24 protein-coding genes, 1 tRNA gene, 1 pseudogene and 1 riboswitch are annotated in these 25,361 nt (G+C 62.0%); of the genes and pseudogenes, 14 read left to right on the top strand and 12 right to left on the bottom strand.

Annotation, left to right across the window (positions count from 1 at the left end; genetic code table 11):
- Positions 1–70: 70 nt before the first annotated feature.
- Together ACG33_RS01100 and ACG33_RS16635 are read right to left on the bottom strand one after the other, a co-directional pair.
- On the bottom strand, positions 71–649 hold the full coding sequence (locus ACG33_RS01100) for a DUF4136 domain-containing protein (protein WP_066917982.1): 579 nt from the start codon (positions 647–649) through the stop codon (positions 71–73).
- A gap of 214 nt (positions 650–863) precedes the next feature.
- Positions 864–1,424, bottom strand: coding sequence for a methylated-DNA--[protein]-cysteine S-methyltransferase (locus ACG33_RS16635; RefSeq protein ID WP_066917978.1), 561 nt, complete (start codon positions 1,422–1,424; stop codon positions 864–866).
- Between the two features lie 224 nt (positions 1,425–1,648).
- Between ACG33_RS16635 and ACG33_RS01090 the strand changes: the two genes are divergently transcribed.
- The gene (locus ACG33_RS01090) at positions 1,649–3,700 is read left to right on the top strand and encodes a lytic transglycosylase domain-containing protein (protein ID WP_066917977.1); all 2,052 of its coding nucleotides are present in this window, start codon (positions 1,649–1,651) and stop codon (positions 3,698–3,700) included.
- 186 nt (positions 3,701–3,886) lie between these two features.
- Here ACG33_RS01090 and ACG33_RS01085 read toward each other — a convergent pair whose 3' ends face one another.
- Genes ACG33_RS01085 through ACG33_RS01075 form a run of 3 tightly spaced genes read right to left on the bottom strand, consistent with a single transcriptional unit; the run spans position 3,887 to position 6,408 of the window.
- Positions 3,887–4,471: a polysaccharide deacetylase family protein gene (locus ACG33_RS01085; protein WP_066917976.1), complete on the bottom strand. Its 585-nt coding sequence runs from the start codon at positions 4,469–4,471 to the stop codon at positions 3,887–3,889.
- A 3-nt stretch (positions 4,472–4,474) separates the two neighbouring features.
- Positions 4,475–5,107 carry a YkoP family protein gene (locus ACG33_RS01080; RefSeq protein ID WP_066917975.1) on the bottom strand — a complete coding sequence of 211 codons (633 nt, stop codon included), beginning with the start codon at positions 5,105–5,107 and terminating at the stop codon, positions 4,475–4,477.
- The gene (locus ACG33_RS01075; RefSeq protein ID WP_210399125.1) at positions 5,104–6,408 is read right to left on the bottom strand and encodes an MGDG synthase family glycosyltransferase; all 1,305 of its coding nucleotides are present in this window, start codon (positions 6,406–6,408) and stop codon (positions 5,104–5,106) included. Before ACG33_RS01075 ends, ACG33_RS01080 begins: the two co-directional genes overlap by 4 nt.
- Positions 6,409–6,735: 327 nt before the next feature.
- On the opposite strand from ACG33_RS01075, the gene ACG33_RS01070 reads away from it, so the two are divergent.
- Positions 6,736–7,299: a class I SAM-dependent methyltransferase gene (locus ACG33_RS01070; protein WP_066917973.1), complete on the top strand. Its 564-nt coding sequence runs from the start codon at positions 6,736–6,738 to the stop codon at positions 7,297–7,299.
- On the opposite strand, the gene ACG33_RS16415 is transcribed toward ACG33_RS01070, so the two are convergent.
- Positions 7,285–8,136 (bottom strand): class I SAM-dependent methyltransferase, encoded by an 852-nt coding sequence (locus ACG33_RS16415; protein ID WP_083537104.1) that lies wholly within the window; start codon positions 8,134–8,136, stop codon positions 7,285–7,287. The two genes, ACG33_RS01070 and ACG33_RS16415, sit on opposite strands and share 15 nt — an antisense overlap.
- A 392-nt stretch (positions 8,137–8,528) precedes the next feature.
- On the opposite strand from ACG33_RS16415, the gene ACG33_RS01060 reads away from it, so the two are divergent.
- Positions 8,529–8,604 (top strand) — tRNA-Ile (locus ACG33_RS01060).
- A gap of 30 nt (positions 8,605–8,634) precedes the next feature.
- Here ACG33_RS01060 and ACG33_RS15950 read toward each other — a convergent pair.
- Entirely contained in the window at positions 8,635–8,856 is a 222-nt protein-coding gene (locus ACG33_RS15950; protein WP_157071620.1) for a hypothetical protein, read from the bottom strand.
- Here ACG33_RS15950 and ACG33_RS16990 point away from each other — a divergent pair.
- A pseudogene (locus ACG33_RS16990) lies at positions 8,855–9,132 on the top strand (BrnT family toxin). The gene ACG33_RS15950 and the pseudogene ACG33_RS16990 overlap by 2 nt on opposite strands.
- A complete protein-coding gene (locus tag ACG33_RS01050) occupies positions 9,089–9,370 on the top strand; it encodes a BrnA antitoxin family protein (RefSeq protein WP_066917972.1) in 282 nt (93 codons plus the stop codon). The pseudogene ACG33_RS16990 and the gene ACG33_RS01050 overlap by 44 nt, the downstream one beginning before the upstream one ends.
- A 373-nt stretch (positions 9,371–9,743) precedes the next feature.
- Here ACG33_RS01050 and ACG33_RS01045 read toward each other — a convergent pair whose 3' ends face one another.
- On the bottom strand, positions 9,744–11,129 hold the full coding sequence (locus tag ACG33_RS01045; protein WP_066917971.1) for an IS1380 family transposase: 1,386 nt from the start codon (positions 11,127–11,129) through the stop codon (positions 9,744–9,746).
- 266 nt (positions 11,130–11,395) lie between these two features.
- The gene (locus ACG33_RS01040; RefSeq protein ID WP_066917970.1) at positions 11,396–12,100 is read right to left on the bottom strand and encodes a glutathione binding-like protein; all 705 of its coding nucleotides are present in this window, start codon (positions 12,098–12,100) and stop codon (positions 11,396–11,398) included.
- 482 nt (positions 12,101–12,582) lie between these two features.
- Between ACG33_RS01040 and ACG33_RS01035 the strand changes: the two genes are divergently transcribed.
- Entirely contained in the window at positions 12,583–13,320 is a 738-nt protein-coding gene (locus tag ACG33_RS01035; RefSeq protein WP_066917969.1) for a superoxide dismutase family protein, read from the top strand.
- A gap of 97 nt (positions 13,321–13,417) precedes the next feature.
- On the opposite strand, the gene ACG33_RS01030 is transcribed toward ACG33_RS01035, so the two are convergent.
- Complete coding sequence (locus ACG33_RS01030) at positions 13,418–15,598, bottom strand: protein kinase domain-containing protein (protein WP_083536318.1); 2,181 nt, start codon at positions 15,596–15,598, stop codon at positions 13,418–13,420.
- 629 nt (positions 15,599–16,227) lie between these two features.
- On the opposite strand from ACG33_RS01030, the gene ACG33_RS01025 reads away from it, so the two are divergent.
- The 7 genes from ACG33_RS01025 to nhaA all read left to right on the top strand — a co-directional run bounded on the left by ACG33_RS01025 (position 16,228) and on the right by nhaA (position 22,621).
- Positions 16,228–16,773 carry a zinc ribbon domain-containing protein gene (locus tag ACG33_RS01025; protein WP_066917967.1) on the top strand — a complete coding sequence of 182 codons (546 nt, stop codon included), beginning with the start codon at positions 16,228–16,230 and terminating at the stop codon, positions 16,771–16,773.
- Positions 16,770–17,147 carry a hypothetical protein gene (locus ACG33_RS01020; RefSeq protein ID WP_066917966.1) on the top strand — a complete coding sequence of 126 codons (378 nt, stop codon included), beginning with the start codon at positions 16,770–16,772 and terminating at the stop codon, positions 17,145–17,147. The genes ACG33_RS01025 and ACG33_RS01020 overlap by 4 nt, the downstream gene beginning before the upstream one ends.
- 165 nt (positions 17,148–17,312) lie before the next feature.
- Positions 17,313–18,311 carry a hypothetical protein gene (locus tag ACG33_RS01015; RefSeq protein WP_066917965.1) on the top strand — a complete coding sequence of 333 codons (999 nt, stop codon included), beginning with the start codon at positions 17,313–17,315 and terminating at the stop codon, positions 18,309–18,311.
- A gap of 180 nt (positions 18,312–18,491) precedes the next feature.
- Positions 18,492–19,088 (top strand): hypothetical protein, encoded by a 597-nt coding sequence (locus ACG33_RS01010; protein ID WP_157071619.1) that lies wholly within the window; start codon positions 18,492–18,494, stop codon positions 19,086–19,088.
- Between the two features lie 23 nt (positions 19,089–19,111).
- Positions 19,112–20,320: a hypothetical protein gene (locus ACG33_RS01005; protein ID WP_066917963.1), complete on the top strand. Its 1,209-nt coding sequence runs from the start codon at positions 19,112–19,114 to the stop codon at positions 20,318–20,320.
- Between the two features lie 229 nt (positions 20,321–20,549).
- On the top strand, positions 20,550–21,029 hold the full coding sequence (locus tag ACG33_RS01000) for a hypothetical protein (RefSeq protein ID WP_157071618.1): 480 nt from the start codon (positions 20,550–20,552) through the stop codon (positions 21,027–21,029).
- A 230-nt stretch (positions 21,030–21,259) separates the two neighbouring features.
- Entirely contained in the window at positions 21,260–22,621 is a 1,362-nt protein-coding gene (nhaA, locus tag ACG33_RS00995; protein WP_083536317.1) for a Na+/H+ antiporter NhaA, read from the top strand.
- A gap of 153 nt (positions 22,622–22,774) precedes the next feature.
- On the opposite strand, the gene ACG33_RS00990 is transcribed toward nhaA, so the two are convergent.
- Complete coding sequence (locus ACG33_RS00990; protein WP_066922630.1) at positions 22,775–23,341, bottom strand: TMEM165/GDT1 family protein; 567 nt, start codon at positions 23,339–23,341, stop codon at positions 22,775–22,777.
- Positions 23,342–23,347: 6 nt separating this feature from the next.
- A riboswitch (yybP-ykoY riboswitch) is annotated at positions 23,348–23,533 on the bottom strand.
- 191 nt (positions 23,534–23,724) lie between these two features.
- On the opposite strand from ACG33_RS00990, the gene ACG33_RS00985 reads away from it, so the two are divergent.
- Positions 23,725–24,999 carry an O-acetylhomoserine aminocarboxypropyltransferase/cysteine synthase family protein gene (locus ACG33_RS00985; protein ID WP_066917961.1) on the top strand — a complete coding sequence of 425 codons (1,275 nt, stop codon included), beginning with the start codon at positions 23,725–23,727 and terminating at the stop codon, positions 24,997–24,999.
- Positions 25,000–25,066: 67 nt separating this feature from the next.
- Here the strand turns inward: ACG33_RS00985 and ACG33_RS00980 are convergent, their stop codons facing one another.
- Positions 25,067–25,297: a SlyX family protein gene (locus tag ACG33_RS00980; protein WP_066917960.1), complete on the bottom strand. Its 231-nt coding sequence runs from the start codon at positions 25,295–25,297 to the stop codon at positions 25,067–25,069.
- Between the last annotated feature and the right edge of the window lie 64 nt (positions 25,298–25,361).

Genomic DNA, 25,361 nt, shown 5'->3' with positions numbered 1-25,361 from the left:
CCCGCCGCTGCGCGCTTCCAGGCGCACAGCGGCGGAATCCGGCTCTTGCCGCCGGCGCAACAATTTCGATTTACATGTCCGGACGGCCGGGATAGCTGCGCATCAGCTCGGTGACGACCGCATTGATGGTCACTTTCGGATTGGCCATCGATTCATCCGACACCCGCCCTTCCGCGACGCCTTCCCAGATCAATTGTTTTTTCTCGGCATCGACGATATCCACGTTGATGGTGCCGACCTGGTATGTCACGGTGCGATCTTCGTCATACATCGGCCAGGCATTGTACAAGCCGTAGCGGTAGCCATAGTAACCGTAGCCCATCGACATGCGCGGACTGGAAAGTATCTCAGTACGCTCGCGAGTGTTCATAAAGAAATTGACCAGTAGATCGGGATGTTCCGCGTCGTACTTGTAGCCGCGAGCTTCCATGGCAGACGAAATCGAGCCCTTGAAGTAGCTGGTCATCAAGGTCGAATACCCGCCGCGATCGGTGCCGGTCTCCTTAGGAAAACCGTAGCTTCGATAGACCGAGAAATCCGCTGCCTTGTCGTAATCGATACGCGTCTTCGGTCCGCGTGTCGATGCGCAGCCCGCAATCATAAATGCGAGGACCATCACCAACGCCGCCGCAGGCTTCCGCATGAACATGAATGCACCTCGTGTCTTCAGGCTTTTTGCTTGGATACCGGCGCAGCGTCCCGAGTTCCCTATCCAGGGTCCCCCAGCCCGAATTTCCCTGCCTGATCCTCGAGAGATTCTCTCATCCCTGCCGGTCTTTAGCCCAGCAGAGTTTCGTCTGCCGCCGCAACCCTTTCGAGATCAACGCGTGTGCCGCCGGCGGCTGATGCTGCGCAAACGACCGTCAACCGGCTCCGTTCACTCTGCGTTCAAATTCCATGCGTCCCTGCCTGCGTTCCAGGTCGAGCAGCAAGCGCTTGCGCCACAAGCCGCCGCCGTAGCCGCCCAGTGCTCCGTTGGCATTGATGACGCGATGACAGGGGATCACGATCGAGATCGGATTCATGCCGTTGGCCGTGCCGACCGCCCGGCCTGCCTTGTCGTTACCGGCTCGTGCGGCAAGCTCCCGGTACGACCAGGTTTCCCCGTAGGGTATCTGCAATAACAGCTTCCATACCTTCTCCTGGAACGCGGTACCCGGATAGGCCAGCGGCAAATCGAACGCCCGGCGCTCTCCTCGGAAATACTCCGCCAGTTGCAGCCGCAGCTGCGCGAGCGGTTCATAGCCCGAGCGCCCTGCCTCGGCAGCGACCTGAAGTTCAGGATAGCGGATCCGCAATGCACCCAGCCTGGCATTGCGCATGTCCTCATCATCGATGAATTCGAGCAAATGCAAGGCCTCTGGCGTAGCTGCGGCGAGCAAGGTTCCAAGAGGCGATTCGATCCATTCGATGTACAGTTTCACTCGGCAAGAATCCGCTTATTTCAGGCTATATGCAAGACGGCCTATAGGTAAGCGGCCGGCACCGGCCGGTACGACAGAGACTGCCGCAAACGACGATCCTGTCCCTGGAGACATATCGACGATCTCCCACGATGGCCGCCGCTGCCGCTTGCCGATACGCTGTGGACATGAATCTCATCGATGTTCGACCCGCCTCTCACCCAAGCCGTAGATTGCACATCCGCATGCCACGGTTCCTGTCTCTGATTTTGTCCCTGGGCATCCTGCCCATGAATGTGGTGCCGGCACAGGGCGCGACAGATTCGCTTGCGCAGGCGAGGGAGGCCTTCCGACAGGCCTATGCCCGCGTAGACACGGAGCGCGAACCGGCACCCGACGACGAGATGCTGCGCCGCTATCCCCTGTATCCCTACCTGGAGGCCGCGCGCATTCGTCGCGCGCTGGCCGATGTCGCCGCAGCGCCGGGCAAGACGTCCGATGAAACACTCGGCGCAGCGGATGAGCACGCCGCGTCGTTTCTGATGCACCACGCAGGCGAGCCCGTCGCGGCCGGCCTGCGCGGGGTGTGGCTCGCGAGCCTGGCGAAGCGCCGGCAGTGGACCGAATTCCTGCAGCATGCCGAGGCCGGCCAAGGCGCGGAGCACGCCGACAGCGTCCTGGAATGCCACGCGCTCCATGCCCGCGTCGCATTGGATCGCACCGTGGGGCTGGTGCCCCTGATCGCTGCACGATGGCTCACGCCAAGGAGCATTCCGGACTGCCAGGTGCCGTTCGACTGGCTGCGCGACCAGGGCGAACTGACCGCGCAGCTGATCGAACGGCGCGTCAAACTGGCACTGCGGGAAAACAATCCAGGCTTCGCCCGGCAGATCATGGCGGCGCTGCCCGAGCAGCGCGCAGCGCCGCTGCGGCAGTGGGCAGCGCTGCTGCAGAATCCCCGAACTCAGATCGACGCGCTGATCGCCGCACCTGAGAGGCAGATCGATGCGGAAGGGCTGCTTGCCGGCTGGACAAGACTCGCCCGCACCGATCGGGATGCCGCGATCGTGCGTTACGAGGCGCTGGTACACGCTCGAAATCTGACGCCTTCGTCGGTCAGCCGCTACGCGCTGGCGCTGGCGCTGCCCCTGTCCTGGGACCGGCGAGCCGAATCACTGACCTACTTCCGGCGTGTACAACCCGCCGACTTGGACGATACCGGGCTCGAATGGCAGGCGCGTGCAGCGCTTTGGGCGCAAGACTGGCCTCTGGTCACCCGCTCCATTGCAGCTATGACCGACCAGCAACGAGGCCTGGCACGCTGGCGCTACTGGGCAGGCCGAGCCGCCGAGCAGACCGGCGACACCGACCTGGCGCAGCACCTGTACCAGTCCATCCTACCCGATGATAATTTCTATTCGATGATGGCCGCCGCACATCTCGGCCAAGCGCTGGCGCCGCATCCCGAGAAACTGGTGCGCGATGACGTTCTGCTTCGCCGGATCGAGCGACAGCCGGCATTCGTGCGCAGCCGTGAATTACTGCGCTTGAACATGCGAGCGCAGGCACACGCCGAATGGAATTACGGGCTCGGTATCCTGCCCGATGAGACGCGTCCCCAGGCCATCCATCTCGCCAGGCGCTGGGGCTGGTATGACCAGGCTGTCGCGACGGCGACACAGCATCGTGTATTCAATGCCTATGAAGTACTTTATCCGCGACCCTATGACATGGAAGTGGCCGCCGCCGAGCGGTTCTCGGGCGTCTCCGGCGAACTCGTGTATGGCGTGATACGCCAGGAAAGCCTGTACCGTAGCGATGCCGTCTCATCGGCCGGCGCGCGTGGCCTGATGCAGATGCTACCGGAAACCGCACGCCGTATCTCACGCCAGTGGAAACGGCCCGCGCCGCAGATCCAGGATCTGTTCGATCCCCGGACAAACGTCCTGCTGGGCGCCGCCTATCTGCGCGAGCTGATCGATCGGTTCAATGGACAGACGATTGTGGCACTGGCCGGCTACAACGCCGGTCCTGGCGCATCCGCCCGATGGCTGCCTGCCCGCGCCATCGCCGCCGACATTTGGATAGAGAATATTCCATACAACGAAACGCGCAATTATGTACAGCGCATTCTATGGCACCAACTGGTATTCAGCTGGCTGAAAACCGGCGAACCACAAAAGACCTCCGCCTGGCTGGTAAATATAGTGCCTCAGGTTGCTCCCCAAGCCGAAAAGCAACTGGCGATCCAGCGTGTCGCTCCACGGGCGGAAAGGTCAGCTTCGGAAAAACAGTGAATCCGAACAGGATGGCAAGTCCCGGCGGGACAGTCGCCTCTCGGCGGGGATGCCCCGCCGAGAGGCGAAACAGCAGCCTCCGTTCCAGCCAAACGGTAGCATCCCACGTACAGTTCCCCCGGCAGAACGACGGCACTCCTGGCAAGAAAGTCAACTCTGGTGGCGCTCGGCGCACCCGTCTCAAAGTCATGACAGACTGCAGGAGCACAGGCCGCGATGCGCCAGCGCCCGCAGGAACCCCGGCAACATCCGCCCAAGTTCATCGGGCCGATTGTGCCGATTACGGCCGTCGTGCATCAGTACGACATCGTTCTCTCGTACGTGCGCCAGGCGGCGCCTGATGCGTCCTGCTGTGCCCCATGGTCCCCAATCAACGGCGCTCAGATTCCACAGCACCAGCCGCTCACCCTGTGTCCGTGCCTGCTCGCTCATGCAGGTTCGCTGTCGTCCATACGGTGGGCGATACAGGCGCGGCGGCTGTCCGAGCAGCTCGCTCAAGGCATTTGCGCCGTCACGCACCTCGGCACGAGCGGCGCATTCCCCCATCGACCAGGGATGCCGATGACTGTAGGTGTGATTGCCGACCGCATGGCCGTCGGCGGCGATACGGCGCACCAGTTCAGGCGCGCGTTGCGCCTGTCGACCGATCATGAAAAATGTCGCTCGCATGCCGACCTCTTCCAGCATGTCCAGGATGCGCGGTGTCCACTCGCGATCCGGTCCATCGTCGAAGCTTAGATAGACCCGAGGGAAATCGACGGCGTACGGCATCGTTCACTCCAAGTGTCTGCCCGCTGCCGCCTCTAAGCCCCGACCGCACGAGACGCGCCTGCTCCTCTGCCGCTCATGGTGTTTAGGAGTTTCGAATTTATGCAGGTTGCGCATCAACGCGCTTCGGGTCAGCCAATACAGGCGCGGCTCGGTACGCGCGCGCGCGCGAATGCGCGCCGCCGGCGCAAATACCCAGATGAGAAGCCGGAAGTGGCCGGCCAGCAGGCGCGAACGCCAGGTTCTGGGCAACGGCGTACTGACGAAGCCCACAACCTCGCCATGCGCCGGCATCCCCGTTACCCCCTGGAACACTCGCACGTCCTGCAACTGCGGGTCGGAAGATGCCGCCTCCGCCAGGTGCCGCAAGGATTCCCGCATGAGCTTTGCGAAGCGCAATCCCACGCGATGCATCGATCCCTCTCCCAGCGCAGCGATATTCGCGTTATTGAAGTGCAGACGTCCGAGCGCATCCTTGTCGCGCAGCAGCGTACCGTCCTCGAAACGTAGCTCCGGTCCCCGATAGCGCGTGCATTCGAGATATAGCGCGGGACCCAGAGGACGCAGGCGGCGCCACCGTAAATACCCGGTATCGACCAGAGAGAGCGCCTTGCGCGAAATCCATCGCATCCACTTCATGGGGTTTGCCATGCCAGTGACTGCCGCTGCATCACCAGTTCGAGCGCCAGCGCAGCGATCTGCGATGCTCCGTCACGATGGCCGAGCCGCCACGCGCGTGACTGCATGAGATTCAAACGTTCATGATCGGACAACAATGCATGCACTCTGTCCAGCAGCACATCGTCGGCGATCAGACCGCCGACTCCATGCCGCTGCAAAAAATCGACGTTGAAACCCTCCTGCCCACCCAGTGAGCGGCTCGCCAACAACGGCCGCCCGCAGGCGAGCGATTCCGCAACGGTGATGCCACCGGGCTTACCGACCACCAGGTCGGCGGCACGCAGATAGATATCCATGCGATCGGTCCAGTCGCATACGCTTAAATTCAGACGATGAGCCTGCTCGAGCCGCGCAAGCTCGCTGCGTGCCGCCTGATTGCGGCCTGGCATCGCTATCACGTGCATACGCGTGCGCCGCTGCAGCAGCAGCGCCGTTGCGCCATCCACGCTGAGCCCCAATCCGCCGCCCAGTACCAGCACGACGGAAGCGTTCAGCGGCAATCCCAGCCGGCGCCTCGCCTCGCCTTGCGGCATCGGCGTGGAGAAGTCGGGCATCAGCGGCACGCCTGTTGCATACTCTCTGGCCTCCGGCATGCCGATACTGCCTAAATTGGATTCGTGCGCCAGGCAATAGTGTTCCATGCCGCGTTGTTTCCAGAAATCGTGTACTCCGAAGTCCGTCATTACGCCAATGATCGGCACCCGCAGCTTCCCACGCCGCTTGAGCCGGGCAGCCATGGCGGCCGGCACCATCTGGGTGCTGATGATCAGCTGCGGTGATATTTTGCGGATCGCTGCATCCAGACGCCTGATCAGGCGCAGCCAGACCCACTTCATCAATGCCAGTCGCGCTCTCACACCGTTGCCTGCCAGGCTGTCGCCATCGTAGGGCAAAGCCGCGCACAACAGCGACAGCAGCAACTTGTCCGATCCATAACGCCCGCCGCGCGGCTCATCCGTGCCGATATTCGCAGCAATGCCGGAGATCAACTCCAGCACCTGGAGCACATCAGGCGGCGGACCCGTTTCCTTTTCCAGCACCAGGCGCCAAGTCCGCTCATCGAGGTGGTAAAGACGCTCATACAGCTGCGGGTAATTCTGCACCAGACTCAGATAGGTGGCTTGCACCGCCCGTGCCACCGAGGCATTCATCAAGGACCACAGATCCACGGTGAAGACATCGGCTCGATCCCGTAGGGCGGCCTCGATCGCCTGCGCGGCCCTGACATGCCCCAGGCCCAAACCCGACGTCAGCAGCAAAACATGTGGTCGGCCGGCGTGTTCGGCCTCGGGCTCACGAAAAGTATCCGGAAGCCATTGCAAGAATGAAACGGATGCCGGCGATCTAGGTTGTTCGAGATGCATGCAGTGATCCGATCTTCGTATACACCCGGGGTTCGAGCCGACATTTGAGCCGGCATTTCGTAAATGCCGATAACGCGTAAATCTCTCCTCTCGCCTGCACTCCCTTCGGCAGATACGTTTGCTACATGCCGCAGGATCCTTGACAATAATCGACGAAGAAGCCCTCCCGCATCAAACGCATTGTCGCAGTGGCGATTAGTGTTCGCATCAGGAGAACCGCTCATGTGCCGGCCTCTGGCACATGAGCGCAAATACGGAGGCGGTCCAGCCCTACGGCTCGTCGGCCTGCTGCTCATGACCATGGGGTCGGTTGGCATCCCGGCCCAGACACCGGCTGAAGCGCCGACTCAAACATCGGCCCAAATACCGGCACGGGCGATCACGCCGCTCCGCTACATCGATCCCGCCCTCGAGCGAGCGCCCGGACGCGCCGCCTGCGAGCGTGACTTCAAGCCCAGGAGCGGGCAGCCCGGCAAGGATGTCATCTGGGTTCCCACCAGCGACCCGCTGGTCATGCGCATGCTGAAGCTGGCATCCGTATCCCTCCTGGACCTGGTGTATGACCTCGGCGCCGGAGACGGCAAGATCGCCATCGCGGCGGCCCGCGAGTTCGGTACCCGCTCGGTCGGGGTGGAGTACAACCCGGAGATGGCTAGATTGGCGCAGTGCTATGCCGAGGCCGAAGATCACGCCACCCATATTGCATTGGCAGTCATGCTCAGCGGCATCGCCGTCTGGGCGATATCATGGCGCGCCGACCCACACCGATTCTCAGCGGCGCCCTGATTCGCCTCGCCGGAATGCATCACGTTCTTCGTAGGGTGGCATGATCCATAGATAGATGCCGGCGTTGCCTAATTTGATGTACTCATCCGGCGGCCAGTCGCTCCCCATGTCGAAATCGTGCGATACGACCCGCGCACCCGGCCGCAATTCGGCGAACAGCTTCGGCTTCAAACGCCGATTCAATCTCGGCAGCAGGTACAGCATGACCACGCTCGCCTCGCGGATATCGGTCGCGAACAGATCGCCGACTTTGAAGCGCACCAGGTCCTCCACGCCGGCTCGCAGCGCATTGGCTCGCGCCTCCCTGATGCGCCGCGGATCCAGATCCACGCCCATCCCGCGAGTACCGTATTTTTTCGCTGCCGCGATCACCAGGCCGTCCCCGCATCCCAGATCGAACACCACATCGCCGGTACGCACCTTCGCGACCGTCATCATTCGATCGACGACCTCGGGCGTCGTCGGGACATACCATACATCGAGCTTGCGCGCCGGACGCACCTGTTCCTGGGCGATCGCGATCGGATTCAGCACCGTCAGCAACAGCCCTGCAACCAACCACCAAGCAGCGTACAAAACACCGCGGCGTGTGCGAGCGTATTTCGGCCCGGCGTCCAACGATGCTGCCACCGGCACATGACGACGATCAGGGCCAGGATCGCGCGGTTTCCGAGCGTGATCCTGGCCTCCGGGATCAGGCGCTCGAGTTCCTGCTCGTATCAGGTGCTCCAGCTCGGCGTATGGCGCCTGCAGTTCCCGGAAGATCGCTTCCTTCGCCAGCCGCTGGCCTTGCGCAGCGACGCCCTGCACGTGGTCGGAAGGAGATATTTCGACCATCGCAAACCCTTCCCCGACGGCTTGCTTTTTCGCGGCGTTCCCGCGGTAGGCCATGCGTCGGTTGTACGCCTTTGATCAAGGAACGACCAATCGAACGACAGAGCCATCATCCGCCGCCGGTACGTGAAGTCAATCCCATGTTATCCAGATGTTTTCCACCGCTTCTGTGGATATCCAGCGTACGTTCGCCTCGATCCGCCTTGTCAAGCCTCTCCGGTCGAGCGCGGTGCGGCTCATCGCCCCGATAAAGCTTTGACAAAGGTCCTGACAAATTCGATGCCGGACAATACCCCCACCCCAGGCCATACCCCTTCAATCCCGCTCGACAGTTTTGCGCGCACACATGATGGGTGCTGTTAGAATCGCCCACTGCCGATCCACTCGTTCATCGTGGGCCTGTAGCACAACGGTTAGTGCAGGGGACTCATAATCCCTTGGTTGCAGGTTCGAATCCTGCCGGGCCCACCAACTAATAAATAAAAATAATAACTTGTAAATTCACTGATAAATCTGCGTGGATTCCGCCCGCCATTTCGTGGCGCCCTGCTGGCCGGAGCGGGCATGGACCCCAAGATCGCCGCTGCGATTCAATCGGGTGCCAAGAGGGGGCGCAGAAAGATTCAGAAGTGGAATTTGCGCCGCACCGGCGCCATCGAGCGGTACGTGAAGAGCAAGGAGCAGATATTGACCCACTAATATATGTAGATACAATAAATCCATGGGTATCACCTACGACCCGTCGAAAAGAGCCAGGACACTGGCCACCCGTGGGCTCGATTTCGAGGATGCCGCTTCCGTCTTTGCCGGTGTCACGGTGGAGATCGAAGATGACCGCAAGGACTACGGCGAGACTCTCGGATCATCTGCTACGGGCACCTTACCGGCCGACTCGTCGTGGTGGTGTACGTGCAGCGTGGCGACTCGCGCCACATCATCAGTATGAGGAAAGCCAATGACCGCGAAAAAGCGCGTCTCGCGCCGTTCTTTGGGCTCTGACCTGAAAAAGGTAGACGCTCACGTCATCAAGCCGCATGAGTATCGCGACGCTCCTGAGCTCACGGACGAGATGCTCGCGCGCGCTGTGGTGAAGCGTGCGGGCCGGCCGATCGCGGCGGACCCGCGGCTACTCGTATCGGTCCGGCTGCCGGCCAGCGTCATCGCGCGCTGGAAGGCTACGGGGCCAGGCTGGCAGACACGGATGGCGAGAACAATCGAGAAAGCACAGGTCAAATGACGGCTGCCACTGGGCCGGTTGATGTCTTCGCCCGTCACTCCAACCGAATTTCACACCGTTGGTCGGCTCGACGTATTTTCCCTTGCCGATCAACGATCAGAAAACAGCGTGCACGAAAACCCATTGGCGCCGATTTCGTGCAAATTCGGTGCAGTGACTTATTTTATTGCATGCACTAGCCCGCATTTCTCACACCGACCGACATAACTGTATATAAACACATGTCAGAGTTATCGCGATCGCGCAGGCACGAGCGCGGCGCGGCGCGCCGATGAGGAGGTGGATTTTTGGATATAGAATACCGCCGCTGCGAGCGAGCGGTAATCGAGGCGATGGTGCAACGTTGAGGCAGTCTGGTTCGTGGGGGTGCGGTTTATCGCGCCGCAGCGCTCAAGGCGTGGAAGGCTGCGATGAACTCGCGCTGGGTTGCACAGGCCTCACTCATGGCAAGTTTCACGCGCCGCACGCTCACGGTGACGACAGCGCCGATTTTCAGTAATCGCAGTCGAATGGTGTTCGCACAGGCACGTGCGAGCGCAGTGCCAGCCAGTCCGATACGACGTAGCGCGTGCATCAACACGTAGGCAGCCGAGGACAGCCAGAGGCGCAACTGATTGGCCCGGAACGTGGCGGTTGAGAGTCGATCGGCGAACAGATCCAGCTGCGCTTCCTTGATGCGGTTCTCACATTCCCCACGGGCGCAGTAAAACTCTTCATACAGCGCGCGCGTTGGCCACTGCCGCATCGACACACTGGTCACGATGAAGCGCGGGTTGGCTTTATCCCCGGTTTGTTCCGCTTTGGCCACCACGCGTCGCGCACGACACCAGCTCTTGCGCGTTCGATACACCAGTTCCTTGAAGCGCCGCGCAGACTGCTGCGTCTCGCGTGATTCGGCCGCCGCGGCCTGCAACTCGGCGCCGATCGAGCGCACCAGGCGGGCGTTCCTGGCGAGCCCAAACACATAATCCACCGCGTTTTGCTCGCACCAGCTCATCAGCTCCTCGCGGCAAAAGCCCGAGTCGGCGCGCAGAATAATCTTCACCGCGCCCCAGCGCTGGCGGATCTGCGCCACGATGCGCTCGACTTCCTCGCGCGCCCCGGCGGCCCCATCGATGTTCGAGCGACGCAGCTTCGCACACAGCAGATGCTCGCCCGCAAAGATGTACAGCGGCAGATAACAATAGCCGTCGTAATAGCCATGGAAGAATCGGCCTTCCTGATGACCGTGCAGCGGATCATCGGTGGCATCCAGGTCCAGGACAATCTCGCTGGGCGCCTCGTGGTGGGCATCCAGATACAGATCCACCCACAGCCCCTCGATGGCCTGTGTATCGGGGCGGATCTTGTGATAGCGGCTGATGCCTTGCGCTGCGTGCAACTCCAGACGGTTCAGCGTGCTCTTGCCCGCCAGCGCCGCACAATCGCCGCGACGCTTCGGCTCAAGCTTGCCCAACAAGGCGCCGAACACTGGGTCATGGCGCAGACTGTCATGGTCGTTCAGGTCCTCATACCCTAGCGCCATCGCGAACACGCGCTGCCCGATCAGCGTCCTCACCGTATGCTCGATTAGGTTCGGATCGCGCGAATCGACAAAACCCCCCGCCAGCCGATCGATCAATCCGATCGCTTCATCGCACTTGCCCAGCAGCAATGCGCCGGCATCCGAGCTGACCGTGCCGCCGTCAAATGCCGCCACCACCCGGCGGCGTTCTACACATGAAAATTGCAGTTGTTCAGCGTTACACTGTGTCGGCATCGGGGACTCCTGTGGTTGGGTCTTAACTCGTCGTCGTAAAACAAGTTTTACCCAATCACAGCCTCGATGCACCCCCTAGCGGTGAGATATCCGGGCTAGCACATATCATGGCGAACGCGGCGGCATTCGGTAAACGAAAAAGATCAATAACTTACGCAGCTTCGCCGTGCGTACTGCTGAGTTGCAATGCGCAAAAAGGCCGTCTCATAATCCCTTGGTTGCAGGTTCGAATCCTGCCGGGCCCACCAACTTTATATTGACGCGGTTCAGCGCTCCCGGGCCGCCGCGCCCTGTCCGAACAGGATCTTGCGGGCCTCCTCCGAGAGCCCCCCGCCGGACTTCGAATAGCTGTCCTCGACGCCCTCGTAGGCACGGATCGTCGCGGGCCGCGCACGGATCGTTTCGAACCAGCGATGCAGGTGCGGAAAATCCGTCAGAGTCTGACCATGTCCTCGATGCGGCACGATCCAGGGATAGGAGGCGATATCGGCGATCGAGTACTCGCCGGCTATAAACTCCCGTCCCGCCAGGTGCTTGTCCAGCACGCCGTACAGGCGGCGGGTCTCCCGCGTGTATCTCTCGATCGCATACGGCACCTTTTCGGACGCGTAGATGTTGAAATGCCCGTTCTGACCAGCCATGGGCCCCAGTCCCGAGGTCTGCCAGAACAACCATTGCAGCACTACCATCCGGCCACGTTCATCCGCAGGAATGAGCCGGCCGGTTTTGTTCGCCAGATACAGCAGGATCGCGCCGGATTCGAACACGGACAGCGGCGACCCTTTGTCGAGCGGATCATGATCGACGATCGCGGGAATCTTGTTGTTCGGAGAAATTGTCAGGAACGCCGGCTCGAACTGCTCTCCCTTACCGATGTCCACCGGCACCGTGCGATAGGGAAGCCCGATTTCTTCCAGGAACAGCTTGATCTTCAAGCCGTTCGGCGTGGGCGTGTAATACAGGTCGATCATTGGATCACATCCTCGGACAGCGCCGCTGCAGGGAACGCATCGGGCAACGGCAGATCGCTCGAGCGCAGTGCCCTGCCGCTTGCCGTGGCGCCAGAATCATGCAACGCGCTTGCGCCGGAAATAGCAAGCCTTCGTTAAGCATGACGATTACGCTGCCGGAATTCCCTTTTGGGGTAAATCCTCATGGTAATTCCCTCGCGATATGATGATTCTCCTGCCCGGCGCCGCTCCCCGCGAGTAGTACATACACTGCGACGATGCGAGCCACCGCTCCGCGGACGACCGACCAGGCGATGATCGGTCAAGCGTGGCAGCAAAAAATTCGCCCATGCCGGAACGCCATACTGGTTTCGTGAATTGTACCAATGACTTCATCTCTTCCCGCGCGGAACTTTCCCGGACGATCAGCCAAGAAAACCACTCAGAACAAGCGAGACCGGCTCATGCAGTACGCCTCCCACCATGCCCCCATCCGAAATTCCATGCGTCATCCGCTCACCCTGCCGGCCAGGCCGGCCACAGCCGCTCCCTCGCGCGCCGCCGCCGCGGGTATTGCGCTACTCGTCAGCCTCGCACTGGTCGCCTGCAAACCCGGCCCCGGCGAAAGACCGGCAGGTGCAGCGGCTGCGGACACGCAGTCCGCGAGCATGAACCATGACATGGACATGATGAGATCCGGCGAGTCGACCCTCATGCCGACCGCCTCCGCCCATCTCGCACCTACACGTGGCCATCAAGCTTCCGGCCTGCTCACGCTCAGTCAAATGCCCACCGGCGTGCATATCACCGGGCTGATCCAGAACCTGCCGCCGACGGCGAGTTTCGGTTTTCACATCCATGAAAAAGGTGATTGCAGTGCCCCGGATGCCAGCAGCGCCGGTGCACACTTCAACCCCGGTCAACAGCCCCATGGCGACCCGGCCGGCGATAGCCATCATGCCGGCGACATGCTCAATCTGCGTTCCGATGATCAGGGCATAGCCAAAATCGACATCATCGTTCACAGCGTCAGCCTGCATTCAGGCGGCGCAACCGATGTGATCGGGAAGGCCATCGTGATCCACGAAGATCCGGATGACTACGCATCGCAGCCTTCGGGCAATTCCGGCGCACGCATCGCCTGCGGCGTCATCGATATCCGTACCGCGCCCAGCGACGATCCAGGCCAGTCGGCCGATTCAGACGCTGGCGGAATAGCGGCCGAAACTCGCAAGCGATGAGCGGCCAGGACGACAGCGCAGCCAGGGCGGCGAGCGCCGACTCACAAGGCCGGCACTGACCAGTGCCGCTGCCAGCCAATAGGCTGCCCCCTGCTCATCAGCGCTGGCCTGTCGTCAGGGCATCCACGGCGCTGACACGCGTCTCGACCGCTTCCAACGCACGCAAGAATTCCTGTTCAGCCTCCGCAATATATCCCCTCTGGCGCAGCGACTCGGCATACCCGAGGCGGGCGTAAGCGATCAGCGCCGGACCGAGTACCTCTTCACGATGCTCGGGGCCCAGCAGCGCCGCATAAACGGCCTTGGCTTCCTCATGACGTCCCAAGCAATTCAGGCTTTGACCTATCCATGAGCGCACGTTGTAGCGGTTGAAGGTGGCCCCGTCCGACGGCGCCGGATCGATCCGCTCGGCCGCCCGAAAGTCCTCCAAGGCAGCCTGGCATTCCTTGCGCGTGGCACGCAACATGCCGCGCAGCGCATGCGACTTCATAGCAGTCCCGCTGGAGCGCAGCGCGCGATCACCCAGCAGATCCACTTCCGCCAGGACCGCCTCGGCAGCGGAGAATTTCGATTGCTCCAGCAAGGTGACAGCCAGTGCATACCTCGCCTCCACCGCGCGCTCATGCACCGGCCCGTAGGCGCGTTCGAGCAACGTCACCGACAAGCGATGCTGCTGCTCGGCCGCCGCATAATCGCCCAGTCCCGAAAATCCCTGGCCGATCGCCAGGCGGATCCAACCTTCACTGCCCGGATCGTTGCTGAAATGCTCGCCCACACTCGCCGCCGCATGGATCAATACGCGGCGCATCGTCGGATCGCTGTCGTTATCCGTCTTGAGCGCACCCGTATTCGCCAGCACGCCCCAATGCAGGAAATCGTTGATGGCATCGGCACGCGCACTGGCCTGTTCCGCACCCCGGTACAACCACAGGCTGAAGCCGCAGCCCACGGCCACGATCACACCGGCCGCAATGATCCAAGGCCGGCGCGCCCGGCTGCGTTGCAGCGCCTGCGCCGCGCCGCGTGCCGCCGCCTCGATCTGTATCGCACGCCGATATTCCTGGCGGCGCGACTCCAACGCGCGCAGTCGTTGGGCCAGCTCGGCCACACTGCGCGGGCGCAATAATGGATCCCCGTCGGTGGCGCGAGCGATGTCCTCGCGAAGCAGCGGATCGGCGACGCCGCGCTCCCAGCCCGGCACCATGGGCTTGCGCAGATCGGCCACCACCATCTGGTAGAGCATGATGCCCAGGCTGTATAAGTCGCTCTGCACGGTTGGCGTCTGACCCGCGATCAACTCCGGCGCCAGATACAGCGGCGTCCCGCTCCTGGAATCGGCGAGTACACTGCGCGTCACGGTTATGCCCATGCGTGTGATGTTCAAATCCACCAACCGCTCGACCTCCAGCAATCCCCCGCTGCCGAAATCCGTCAGGCGCGCCTGCCAAGCCCCCTCGGGTCCGGCCGCGATCAATACGTTCGTCGGCTTCAGATCCTTGTGTAACACCCCGACACTGTGCGCCGCCGCCACCACGTCGGCGATCTGCAGAAAAAGCGTGATGCGTTCCTGCGGCGTCAGCGATGCCAGTCGGTCCTCGGCCAGTGCCCACTCCGCCAGGTTGTGGCCCCCGTACTCGCATTCCAAAAAGAAAGGTGCGATGGCGAAGTTCCAGTCGATGACCCGCGTCAAATCGGCGCGATCACCCAAACTATCATGCAACACCCGATACAACGTCGCTTCCCGCTTGAGCGCGCTCAAGCGCTCCCCGCCCGAGCTGAATTTGTAGACCCGCACTTCGCGGGTCCGGGGGTGAAGCGCCAGCCAGACCTCCGCATTGCCAGAACTGCCGAGCAGGGACTCAAGCTGAAAATTAGGCCGTCCCGGCACCGGCGCGCCGGACTTCAGATCCAATGCGCTGGTCAATCCTCGGCCGACCGCGACGCGCTCCAGCGGCCCCTCGAAACGGTAGCCGACGCGCGGCTGGGTCAGGATACGCTCGGCGTTCCCGGCCCCCAGCGCATGGCGTAGTTTGGCCATGGCATTGGCCACCACATTGTCGACTGTGGGCCGCCCTGCCCAAACAGTATCCAGCAGTTCCTCCCGAGTGACGACCTCACCAGGATGGGCCAACAGGCAGGCGAGGATCTCCAAAGGCTTGCGCTGCACCTCGACGGGATGCCCATCGATGCGCAGTTCAAAACGCGCCTCATCGAACACGGCCGTACCGAACCGGTAACAGAACAACGAGGATCTCGGATCTTCACGAAACGTAGGCATCGTGAACCTGGGTCGATTGGACCTTTATACTTGCTCGTTCGATCGGCCGCTCCCGCGATCGATTGGCCTCGCGCACGGATTCAATCCGCCCGCACATGTTCAGTCGCTCGAAGCACTTGCACCGGTGCCCGTCCACCTCCCGGGTGGATGATCCCGCTCATGACCTCTGTCTGCCGCCAAGTTCATCATGGCGCCAGTCCGTCTCCGAGTAGACGGTTCCGTTCATGGCCTTTGCCTACCGAGAATCCGAAGGCATGGCGGACAAAGGCCATGAGCAGGACTGCAGCTCACCGATCACCTGCTCTATTCAGAGGATTCTAGCGCGACAAAGCGGCTGTAGGTGACCGATCAACTGCCGTGACCTTCCGGTATGTGCAGGTCATCGCCTTTGCTAGGTCTCTGGCAGCCCTTGCCGGCCGGCTCCGGGAATTGCTCGCCTCCTCAACTGAAAACATAACACACTGTTCAAAAGGAATTTCTATCGAAGTTAGCGTTTGGTTAGCGCCCCGTGAGGACTTTTGGGCGGCTTCAAGCCACGCTGCCGGTCGCGATCGACGCGATCCGCGACTACCGCACTGCCGCGAACGCCGCGGGCGACGACTGATACGACCCACAAGGAAGCACATCTCATGTTTTGTCCAAACTGCGGCGCTCAGAATCCCGACCGGGCCGGCCGTTGCAGTCAATGCGGCACCAGTTTTGCCGGTGCCGCATTGCGTGCCGGAGCTGTCCAGATCGCCCATTCCGGAATCGTGAAGGGTTTCTTCGTCCTGTGGGCCGCCTGGTTCACCATGCCGTTTCGTACCCTGCGCATCACCGGTCAGCAACTCCGGGAGATCGGCGGCGGCGGATTGGACGTCGCCAACGATGTCCCGCACCTGACCTGGGTCCGGGTCGCAGGCGGAACCCTGGCCAGTATTGCCATCGCGATCGCCCTGGCCGCCGGATTGATCAAGGGGCTCGCAGGACTGGGCAACCTGCGCTGGGATACTTCCGGCGCCCTCCTCGGCCTGATCGGCTGGCCGTTGTGCGGTCTGCTGGTTGCGATCGTGCTGGACTGGCTGGTGATGATGGGCACCGAATTGCTCGGCCTGTCCCTCGGCATCGCCCGCGACATCCGTAAACTCACCCTCCGGGACACCTCGCCCATCCCGCCGGTAGGAGATCCCTCATGAAACGACACCCCCGCTTCGTCGCAACGACACGCCCGGCGCGCGCGGTCATCGGCGTGCTGCTGGCCTGCAGCCTGCTAGCCGCCTGCTCCGGCGAGCCCAGCGAGAAGGACATCCGGCGGGCAGTGGAGAACAGCATGAACAACGCCGGCGACAACCCGTTCGCCCAAATCGCGGCGGAGTTCGCCGGCGCGGACAACGGCAGATTGGTCGAAGTCCATGAGTTGGAGAAGCTCGGCTGCCGGAAAGATACACGTGGCAACGGATTCGACTGCGATATCTCCATGGACGTCAGCGTCTTCGGCATGCGTCAAAGAAGCGATACGCGCGTGCGCATGGTGAGGGGCAAAGAGGGTTGGGTGGCAATGCAACACTGACTGCGGAGTCTGGCAGGCATTCCGCATCCACTATGGAATTACCCTGATGCCTGGACCATTGACGAGCGAATATGTTGCGAGCGGTAGAACTCCGCTTTACAGATTCAGAAAAACAGGTCGGGCCGGCGCAGAGCGGATCGGCACGGGTAAGGGGAGATTGCAACAATGACCACGATGACCGCACGAATCGGACCTCAGACTTTTCTTCTAGCGCTAGCGCTGCTGTCGATACTCGCCGCTTGCGACAAGGCGCCGCCGAACGGTCCGGCATCCACAAGGCCTTCGCAGTCGAGCGCGGCCAAGGCGGCTTCCTCGGCGACTGCGGAGGAAGTTGCCAAGGAAGCTCGCGGCAAGGTTCGTTGCCCTGCCAAGAGCAGAACGCCGGCGCGTGCAAGCAATGCGCCGGTGGACGATGTCGTGGGCGTGCATCCCGGCATGACCTTTGATGAAGCGGCCAACGTCGTGATGTGCACTCATGACCTGATGGTCGTTACGGCGGATACCAGCCGCCGCTTCAACATCCAGACCTACGGCCAGACCATCCGGCAGGGATTCTCGGCCCGCTTCGCCGAGCCGCGCGTGCAGAAGACGTCGCAGCAGATCATGAAGGAGATGCAGGACGACATGCTCGCGCGCTCGGGCAATGCCCGCCGCGATGACATGAAGCCCGGACAAGCCAAGTGGTACGTGAGCACCATGGGGGTCCCGGGCGAGGAGCGCGTCATCGCCGCGGCTCGCGAGGAATGGTTCGAAGAAGGGCGCAATCCGACCATGGACAGCGTCGCGCAGGCACTCGCGAAGAAGTATGGAGTGCCGACGCACAATCAAGATTCCGGAAGCACGAGGGTTCTGACCTGGAGCTACGATCCGCTCGGCCGGCGCCTCACCGAGACATCTCCACTCTATAATCAGTGCCGTGGCACGGCAGATCCGGATGGCGCGACGAACTTCTCGCCGGATTGCGGCGTGGTCGTCATGGCGATGGTAGTTGCGACAAGGGAGAATCCCGGTCTGGCTCGGTACCTGCAGGTCGGCACCATGGATCAGGCCACCGGTTACGAAGCCATCACCGGCACTGAACGGGCGCTGCAGCAGCTGGATGAGCAGCGCAAGGTCAAGGAGTTGGAAGCCGCGGGCAAGAACGCCGACGCACCGCAACTTTGATGTAATTCCGGGGACAACATGCGTTCGCTTGTCATTTTTGCAGCATTGCTGCTCGTTGCGTGCACCGATAAACGGTCGACGCAAGAAGACACGCAGACCGCAGCTCCATCCGCGATACCGGCGGTTGCCGGGACTGCTCCGGCAATGGACGGCGCGAGCAACAGGCAGCACGCGCCCTCAGTGTCGAGCGGCGACGTGCGGCCCGGGATACAGGGACGCACTGTCGAGATCGTCAATCCCGACAACAGCGCGGTCGTTCTTCTTTACTACGATTTGGCCGACCTCGCACCGCCGATCGATCGCTGGGTTGAAGACGACGGCCGAGTGAAGTTCGCGCAGCCCATCGACAAGGCCGCAACGCGCGCAGCGGTTCGCGCCGAACTGGAATCGGCGGCAGCGGCCGTGCGTGGCATCGGCTTCATCCGTTTGTCGATGAATGCGAATCTCAGCGACTACGATCCGGCGTACGGCGAATTCACGGTGCGCGCTTTCGCACCCAGCTCGGTGGTCTCGTTCGATGCCTTCGGACAGAAGGTCTCGTTGAAATTCGGCAACGGCAGAACGGCGCAGATCTGGCGCGTGCCGCCGGCCCAGGCGCAGGCGATTCGCGACAAGGTCGGCTACTTCCACAACGTTTCGCTGGACGCGCTGCTCAGGATCGCCTCCGTGCAGCCGGGCCCTGCGGGCGGGACCCTCATCACTGAAGTCATCGAATACGAAATGCGCGAAGCGCAGCGCGGACTCACCATCGGCCGCGTGCAAGTCGAACAGCAATAGCCAAGCAGGCGGAGGCATCCACCATGAACACACTGCGCCCCCTTACGGCCGCTCTGGCAGCAGTGCTTTGGGGTTTCGTCGTTGCGCCGGGACATGCAGCGGCAACCAAGACTTGCGCCGCTCAGGCGGCATGTATCGAAACCGGAAGCTTCGTCGCTATGTTGACGAACTTCCGTACCAGCACCCAGGGACGCTACCGCATCCTCACGGCAACGGTGCGCTTCGAGAATCGCAGCGACAAGCCGTTGATCCTCGGCTACGTGCGCGGCTCAGGAGTTGCGCTTGACGATCGCGGCAATCGCTATGGTGTCTCGGGAGCCAACGCCGTGCGCGCCATCGGCGAGATCACCGGCAACACTTTCGACCCAAAATTCACGTTGCAACCCGGACAAGGGAGCGATGCTCGCTTCGAGCTGATGTGGGAGCCGGGCAAGGCGATCGTCGGCACGAGCTACGAGTTGGACCTCGCCGTGCGCGAGATCACACCCATCGCAGATGATCAGTTCCGCCTCGGGGCGGAGCATGCGCTGCATTTCACCGACCTCGCGCAGGCGAGCGTCAAGGCGGCGCCCAGCACGGCAACCGCGATGCCGACCGGCGAGTCTGCGGCACGGGCCGCCACGCCGGCTGCCTCAGTTGCAACGCCATCCGCCGCACCCATACAAATCGCCGATCCGTGTGGAGGTTCGCCGCGCTGCTACAACGCCGGCACGTTCGTCGCCGAAGTCATGCAGGTCTCACCCGGCAACATGGCCGCCGGCGTCCGACATCACACGCTGGCGCTCCACGTCCGCTTCCGTAACGTGAGCGATCAGCCGATCGTGCTGGCCTACCGCGCCTCGTCGAGTGCGGGAATGGACAACCTCGGCAATCACTACTACTGGGGCCGCGCTGGAACCCACGACACCAGCGTGAAGGGCATCGGCATCATCGACAGCCGCAATGCCGACTCACAGTTCGCACTGAGCCCGGGACAGAGTCGCAGTGCGACCTTCAACGTCGTGCGGTTCAACGCCAAGCCGCCCTACGGCAACGGCTTCGGCTACGACGTGGTGATCGATGAGCTGGAGATCCTGCCCGGCCAGCAAATTCGCTCGACACGGCAGAACAGCGTCAGCTTCACGAATCTGACGGCAGGTACGTTCAGTGGCGTCGGGCCGGCTGCACCCGGCAATGCCGTCGACACGGCGAACAAAGTCATCGATCTGTTCAACACGCTCAGGAAGAAGTAATCGCAGTGAGGCGGTATCATGCCCAAGCGAATTGCCTATGTCTGATCGCATCGTGCATCGAAGACAGCCATCCCTGGCTCGTCAGTGAGGCCATGTGCAAGTGCTTCGTAAACGAAGGGCTCGCCAAATGCGAAAATACGGAATAGCCGCGGTTGCGGTTGTAGGCGCCGTTGCAGCGTATAGTCAGAGTCCACACGATACGCCATTCGTAGACGACGTGAGTCGCTGCTTGAGTATGGGTCGTGAAAGCGGCCCGCGCAGTACGGATTGTCCAGACTTTCTTGTCTCCGCCCTGGCGGAAGCGCGCGAGGTGTGCGCGGATGCAGGTGGCCACCTCGCGCCCGGCCCGCAACCCGTCCTCACCGGCATCGACGTGAATGGCGATGGCCGGCGAGAATTCCTGTTCCGACTCGACGAGAGCGTGGCCTGTGAGGGTGCCTGGAGCGTCTTCTCCTGTGGCAGCCTCGGCTGCCCGTTCATGCTGTATGAAGAGCGTGGCAGCACCTGGCGTCCGATCGGTGCGATCGATGCAGACGCATCCGAATCGATCGCGTTGACCGGGACAGCACGCATCAACGGCTACTTCCACGGCGACACGGAGGTCGCGATTGTCGGTACCGCTGCAAGGGGGGACTACTACTATGTGTCGCCATGCAATGCCTGCGAGCGCGGTTTCGTACACAAGTCAGACGTACTCGTCCGCCAATAGTTGGCGCCAGGCTGTGACCGCAGAGATAGTGCTGCGGCTATCACGATACTTCGGCACGAGTGCGCAACTCTGGCAGAACCCGCGACCCTGCGGTGGCACCATCGACGTAACTTGTGTTGAACCCACGTCAGTCTGCGTGTAAAACATACGTCGGGTGTTGCGCCGCAGCGGCGGCAAGACAGGTTTAATGCTGGTCGGGCCGCCAGCAGCTGGCTGATGAGATACGCTGCATGCACACCTCTGTTCCATCTGGCGCCCGTACGTCTCGTTCATTCATCCGCAGACTCCTCCAGCCACTGGAGCGCTTCGCGCGCCTCGAAGCCGCGGGCGGTATTGCGCTATTAGTCGCCACCCTCATCGCCCTGCTGTGGGCGAGTTCCCCCTGGTCCTCGACCTATCACGCACTATGGCACACGCCCATCACTCTGGGCTGGAGTTCCTGGCTCAGCCACCAATCGCTGCAGTTCTGGATCAACGACGGCTTGATGACGATCTTTTTTCTGCTCGTCGGATTGGAGATCAGACGGGAGATGCACGACGGCGCACTCGCCACCGTGCGCCTCGCAGCCCTGCCCCTGATTGCCGCCGCGGGCGGCGTCATGATGCCGGCAGTCATCTTCTTGGCCCTGAACGACGATCCGCTACTGCGTCATGCCTGGGCTGTCCCCACAGCGACCGACATCGCCTTTGCGGTCGGCGTATTGACCTTGCTGGGCAAGCGCGTCCCCGTACAACTACGCGTCTTGCTGCTGGCGATCGCGATCATCGACGATATCGCCGCTATCCTGATCATCGCCATGTTCTATACCAGCGGTCTGAAACTGCTCGGCCTGCTGATCGCGGCCTGCGGCATCGTCCTGGTGTTCGCGATGCAGCGTCTTGGCATCGGTTCGCCGCTCGCCTATGCCCTGCCGGGAATCATCGTCTGGTCGGGAATGCTTCACGCCGGTGTGCATCCCTCCCTGGCCGGCGTTGCGCTGGGACTGCTCACCCCGGTCGTTCCGAGCAGAGCCCGCGCAGGACTGCTGGCCGCTGCCGCAGGCGCGCTGCGGGAATCCGCCAAGCGCCTGCGGCATGACCGCGACGCGCGGGCGCTCCCGCCCCCCGTCAAACGCTTCAAATTCGCGCAACGCGAAATGCTGCCACCGCTGCTGCGGGTCGAAACCGCGCTGCATCCCTGGGTCGCTTTCGGCATCGTTCCATTGTTCGCCCTGGCCAATGCCGGCGTGGATCTGCGCGGCGTCGGCGACGCACTGCAGGCGTCCGCCTCGCTGACCCTGGGCATCGCGCTGGGACTGGTTCTCGGCAAGCCCATCGGTATCGCACTGGCCACCTGGCTGAGCCTGAAGCTGCGTCTTGCCGCCCTTGCCGAAGGAATCGATGCGCGCGGCGTACTACTGATCGGCTGTCTCGGCGGCATCGGCTTCACGATGTCCATCTTTATCGCCAACCTCGCCTTCACGAGCCCTGAACTGTTGTCGGCCAGTAAACTCGCCGTGTTGATGGGCTCGGCCTGCGCCGCCGTCATCGGCCTCGCACTGGGCCGTACCCTGCTGCTTCGCCGCGCATCCTGCATCCAGGATGGCTGCTGAGTGCCGGTGTCGCCGCTCAAGCTCCAGGCAGGCACGCACGGTACCCGCCTGCCCCGCACGATCCTCCTGGTCGCCTGGGCCCGGTCGCTACGCTAAAACCGATCAGCCGTAGATGCACGATGTGTCTGGCTGCCAGGAGTTCCTGCAGCAGCTTTAAATCTCAGCGCCCAGCAATACGGCGATACCCAGCGTTAGGAAGACCAAGGCTGCGATGGCATGTAGCCACTTCATATTGAGCTTGCGCGCAACCACTTCCCCAAGCAGCACGGCCGGCACGTTTGCAATCATCATCCCCACGGTCGTACCCGCGATGACCCACAGGAGGCTGGTGTACTTGGCGGCCAGCGCCACCGTGGCGATCTGGGTCTTATCGCCCATCTCGAGTAAAAAAAACATCAGCAACGTGGTGCCGAACACGCCGAACCGCGACGATCTCTGGCTGGGTTGATCCTCGAAACGATCGGGGATCAGTATCCAGAGCGCCATCGCGATGAACGACACGCCCAGTACCCAGCGCATGAGTCGCGGGTCGACGAGGTGCGCCAGCGACGCCCCAAGGCTACCCGCCAAGGCATGATTTGCCAATGTCGCAGCGAAGATGCCGAGGATGATCGGCCAAGGCTTGCGATATCGCGCCGTCAGCACCAGGGCCAGCAGTTGGGTCTTGTCCCCCACTTCCGCCAGGGCAACGACGCCGGTAGATACCAGGAAAGCCTCCATCCAGACATGCTCCAGGAAAATCGGACGCAACGAACGCCCTGTCCTGCACTCTGTCCTGGCCCTACCGGACTTAGGTGCGGTCAAAGATATCATCAAGCTTAGGGGTCGCCTGCACCATGACCGATGTGGCCAAGTCTGTCGATGCAGGCCCCGCGGCGCGGCCGGGGAAGATTACTCTCTGATGACTTTGGTGCAGAGAATACACGCTGGCGATCAACCGAGACAGATGCTGATGGTTCCGCGGGTGTTTTTGCCCCATTTTGTCAGTGATCCAGCGCCAACTGCGCGCCAACTGGGCGCCCCTGGTTGCACACTTCCAGCTTCATGTCCCAGAATCTTCCAGATATTTCTGTAAATCTGCAACGCGTCCGAGGACACCGACCTTGAAAGACCAGACTATTGCGATACACGGCGGATACGAGACTGACCCGACGACGCGCTCCGTGGCGCCGCCGATCTATCAGACCGTGGCCTACGAGTTCGACAACGCGCAGCACGGCGCGGACCTGTTCAATCTTGCCGTCCCCGGCAACATCTATACCCGCATCATGAATCCGACCTGCGACGTGCTGGAAAAGCGCGTAGCGATGCTGGAAGGCGGCGTCGGCAGCCTGGCCCTATCGGCCGGCATGGCCGCGGTGCATTACGCGATCATCAATCTGGCCGAGGCCGGCGACAATATCGTCAGCGTGCCGCAGCTATACGGCGGAACCTATACGCTGTTTGCGCACATGCTGCCGAAAATGGGTATCGAAACGCGCTTCGCGGCGGACGACTCCGCTGCTGCCATCGAAAAGCTGATCGACGCCAAGACGAAGGCGATCTTCTTTGAGTCGATCGGCAACCCTGCCGGTAATATCGTCGATGTCGAGGCCGTCGCCAAGATGGCACGCGGTCACGGCGTCGCCACCATCGTGGACAACACCGTCGCCACACCGTCCCTGCTCAAACCGATCGACTACGGCATCGATATCGTCGTGCATGCACTCACCAAGTACATGGGCGGCCACGGGACGACGCTGGGCGGACTGATCGTCGATTCCGGAAACTTCCCCTGGGCAGATCACCAACAGCGCTATCCGATGTTCAACGAACCCGAGGAAGCGTATCACGGTGTCGTCTATGTCGATGCACTCGGCCCGGCAGCCTACATCGGCCGCGCAAGGACAGTGCCACTACGCAACACCGGTGCCGCATTGTCGCCGTTCAACGCTTTTCAGCTCCTGCAGGGCATAGAAACACTGCCGCTGCGCATGGAGCGTCACTGCGAGAACGCCCAGCGAGTCGCCGAGCACCTACAGGAACATGCCATGGTCGAGTGGGTCAGTTATGCGGGTCTGAAAAACCATCCGCATCACGCCCTGGCGCAAAAGTACATGAAGGGCCGCGCTTCCGGCATCCTGACGTTCGGCGTCAAAGGAGGGTTCGATGCCGGGGTGAAATTCTATGACGCGCTCAAGCTGTTCAAGCGGCTGGTGAATATCGGCGATGCCAAATCGCTGGCCTGTCATCCGGCCTCCACCACCCATCGGCAATTGACCGAGCAGCAGCAGCGCGAGGTCGGTGTAGCACCGGAGGCGATCCGTTTGTCGATCGGCATCGAGGCGATCGAGGATCTCCTGGAAGATCTCGATCAGGCATTGTCCGTCGCGCGCTGAGCCGGGATCCGGGGCGTTGGTCTGGAATCCCGTCCAGACCAACGCAGATCGTAGAGGCTGGATCGGTTCAGTAATGAGGCGGACGCTCCTGTTCGGCCGTATAAGTGGGATCCTCGCCCCTCAGTGATTCGAGCTGAGTCGCGAGCAACGACAATCGCATGCGCAATTCCTCCAACTCCTGCTGCTGCCTGTAGACGACGTCGCTGAGCTCCATATTGGCGCGTTCCAGGAACGCAATCTTGGATTCGATGTGTTCCATGGCCAGATTGCCGGAATGTTCCTCAGGAATAACTTGCATATCGAGACATCGGCCTTATTCACCCCGGATGGGCGGGCGCGCCAGGACGCCTGCGGGCGTCTTC

This window comes from Steroidobacter denitrificans (genome assembly GCF_001579945.1).
In the GTDB taxonomy this organism is placed as follows: Bacteria; Pseudomonadota; Gammaproteobacteria; order Steroidobacterales; family Steroidobacteraceae; genus Steroidobacter; species Steroidobacter denitrificans.
The sequence above is the reverse complement of the archived record's forward strand: the minus strand, read 5'-3'. Positions and strand labels throughout refer to the sequence as shown.

Excerpts from the sequence above, each read along its gene's own strand:
- ACG33_RS01100 (WP_066917982.1), bottom strand. The coding sequence starts at position 649 with ATGTTCATGCGGAAGCCTGCGGCGGCGTTGGTGATGGTCCTCGCATTT.
- ACG33_RS01090 (WP_066917977.1), top strand. The coding sequence starts at position 1,649 with ATGCCACGGTTCCTGTCTCTGATTTTGTCCCTGGGCATCCTGCCCATG.
- ACG33_RS01085 (WP_066917976.1), bottom strand. The coding sequence starts at position 4,471 with ATGCCGTACGCCGTCGATTTCCCTCGGGTCTATCTAAGCTTCGACGAT.
- ACG33_RS01080 (WP_066917975.1), bottom strand. The coding sequence starts at position 5,107 with ATGAAGTGGATGCGATGGATTTCGCGCAAGGCGCTCTCTCTGGTCGAT.
- ACG33_RS01070 (WP_066917973.1), top strand. The coding sequence starts at position 6,736 with ATGTGCCGGCCTCTGGCACATGAGCGCAAATACGGAGGCGGTCCAGCC.
- ACG33_RS16415 (WP_083537104.1), bottom strand. The coding sequence starts at position 8,136 with ATGGTCGAAATATCTCCTTCCGACCACGTGCAGGGCGTCGCTGCGCAA.
- ACG33_RS15950 (WP_157071620.1), bottom strand. The coding sequence starts at position 8,856 with ATGGATTTATTGTATCTACATATATTAGTGGGTCAATATCTGCTCCTT.
- ACG33_RS01050 (WP_066917972.1), top strand. The coding sequence starts at position 9,089 with ATGACCGCGAAAAAGCGCGTCTCGCGCCGTTCTTTGGGCTCTGACCTG.
- ACG33_RS01045 (WP_066917971.1), bottom strand. The coding sequence starts at position 11,129 with ATGCCGACACAGTGTAACGCTGAACAACTGCAATTTTCATGTGTAGAA.
- ACG33_RS01040 (WP_066917970.1), bottom strand. The coding sequence starts at position 12,100 with ATGATCGACCTGTATTACACGCCCACGCCGAACGGCTTGAAGATCAAG.
- ACG33_RS01035 (WP_066917969.1), top strand. The coding sequence starts at position 12,583 with ATGCGTCATCCGCTCACCCTGCCGGCCAGGCCGGCCACAGCCGCTCCC.
- ACG33_RS01030 (WP_083536318.1), bottom strand. The coding sequence starts at position 15,598 with ATGCCTACGTTTCGTGAAGATCCGAGATCCTCGTTGTTCTGTTACCGG.
- ACG33_RS01025 (WP_066917967.1), top strand. The coding sequence starts at position 16,228 with ATGTTTTGTCCAAACTGCGGCGCTCAGAATCCCGACCGGGCCGGCCGT.
- ACG33_RS01020 (WP_066917966.1), top strand. The coding sequence starts at position 16,770 with ATGAAACGACACCCCCGCTTCGTCGCAACGACACGCCCGGCGCGCGCG.
- ACG33_RS01015 (WP_066917965.1), top strand. The coding sequence starts at position 17,313 with ATGACCACGATGACCGCACGAATCGGACCTCAGACTTTTCTTCTAGCG.
- ACG33_RS01005 (WP_066917963.1), top strand. The coding sequence starts at position 19,112 with ATGAACACACTGCGCCCCCTTACGGCCGCTCTGGCAGCAGTGCTTTGG.
- nhaA (WP_083536317.1), top strand. The coding sequence starts at position 21,260 with ATGCACACCTCTGTTCCATCTGGCGCCCGTACGTCTCGTTCATTCATC.
- ACG33_RS00990 (WP_066922630.1), bottom strand. The coding sequence starts at position 23,341 with ATGGAGGCTTTCCTGGTATCTACCGGCGTCGTTGCCCTGGCGGAAGTG.
- ACG33_RS00980 (WP_066917960.1), bottom strand. The coding sequence starts at position 25,297 with ATGCAAGTTATTCCTGAGGAACATTCCGGCAATCTGGCCATGGAACAC.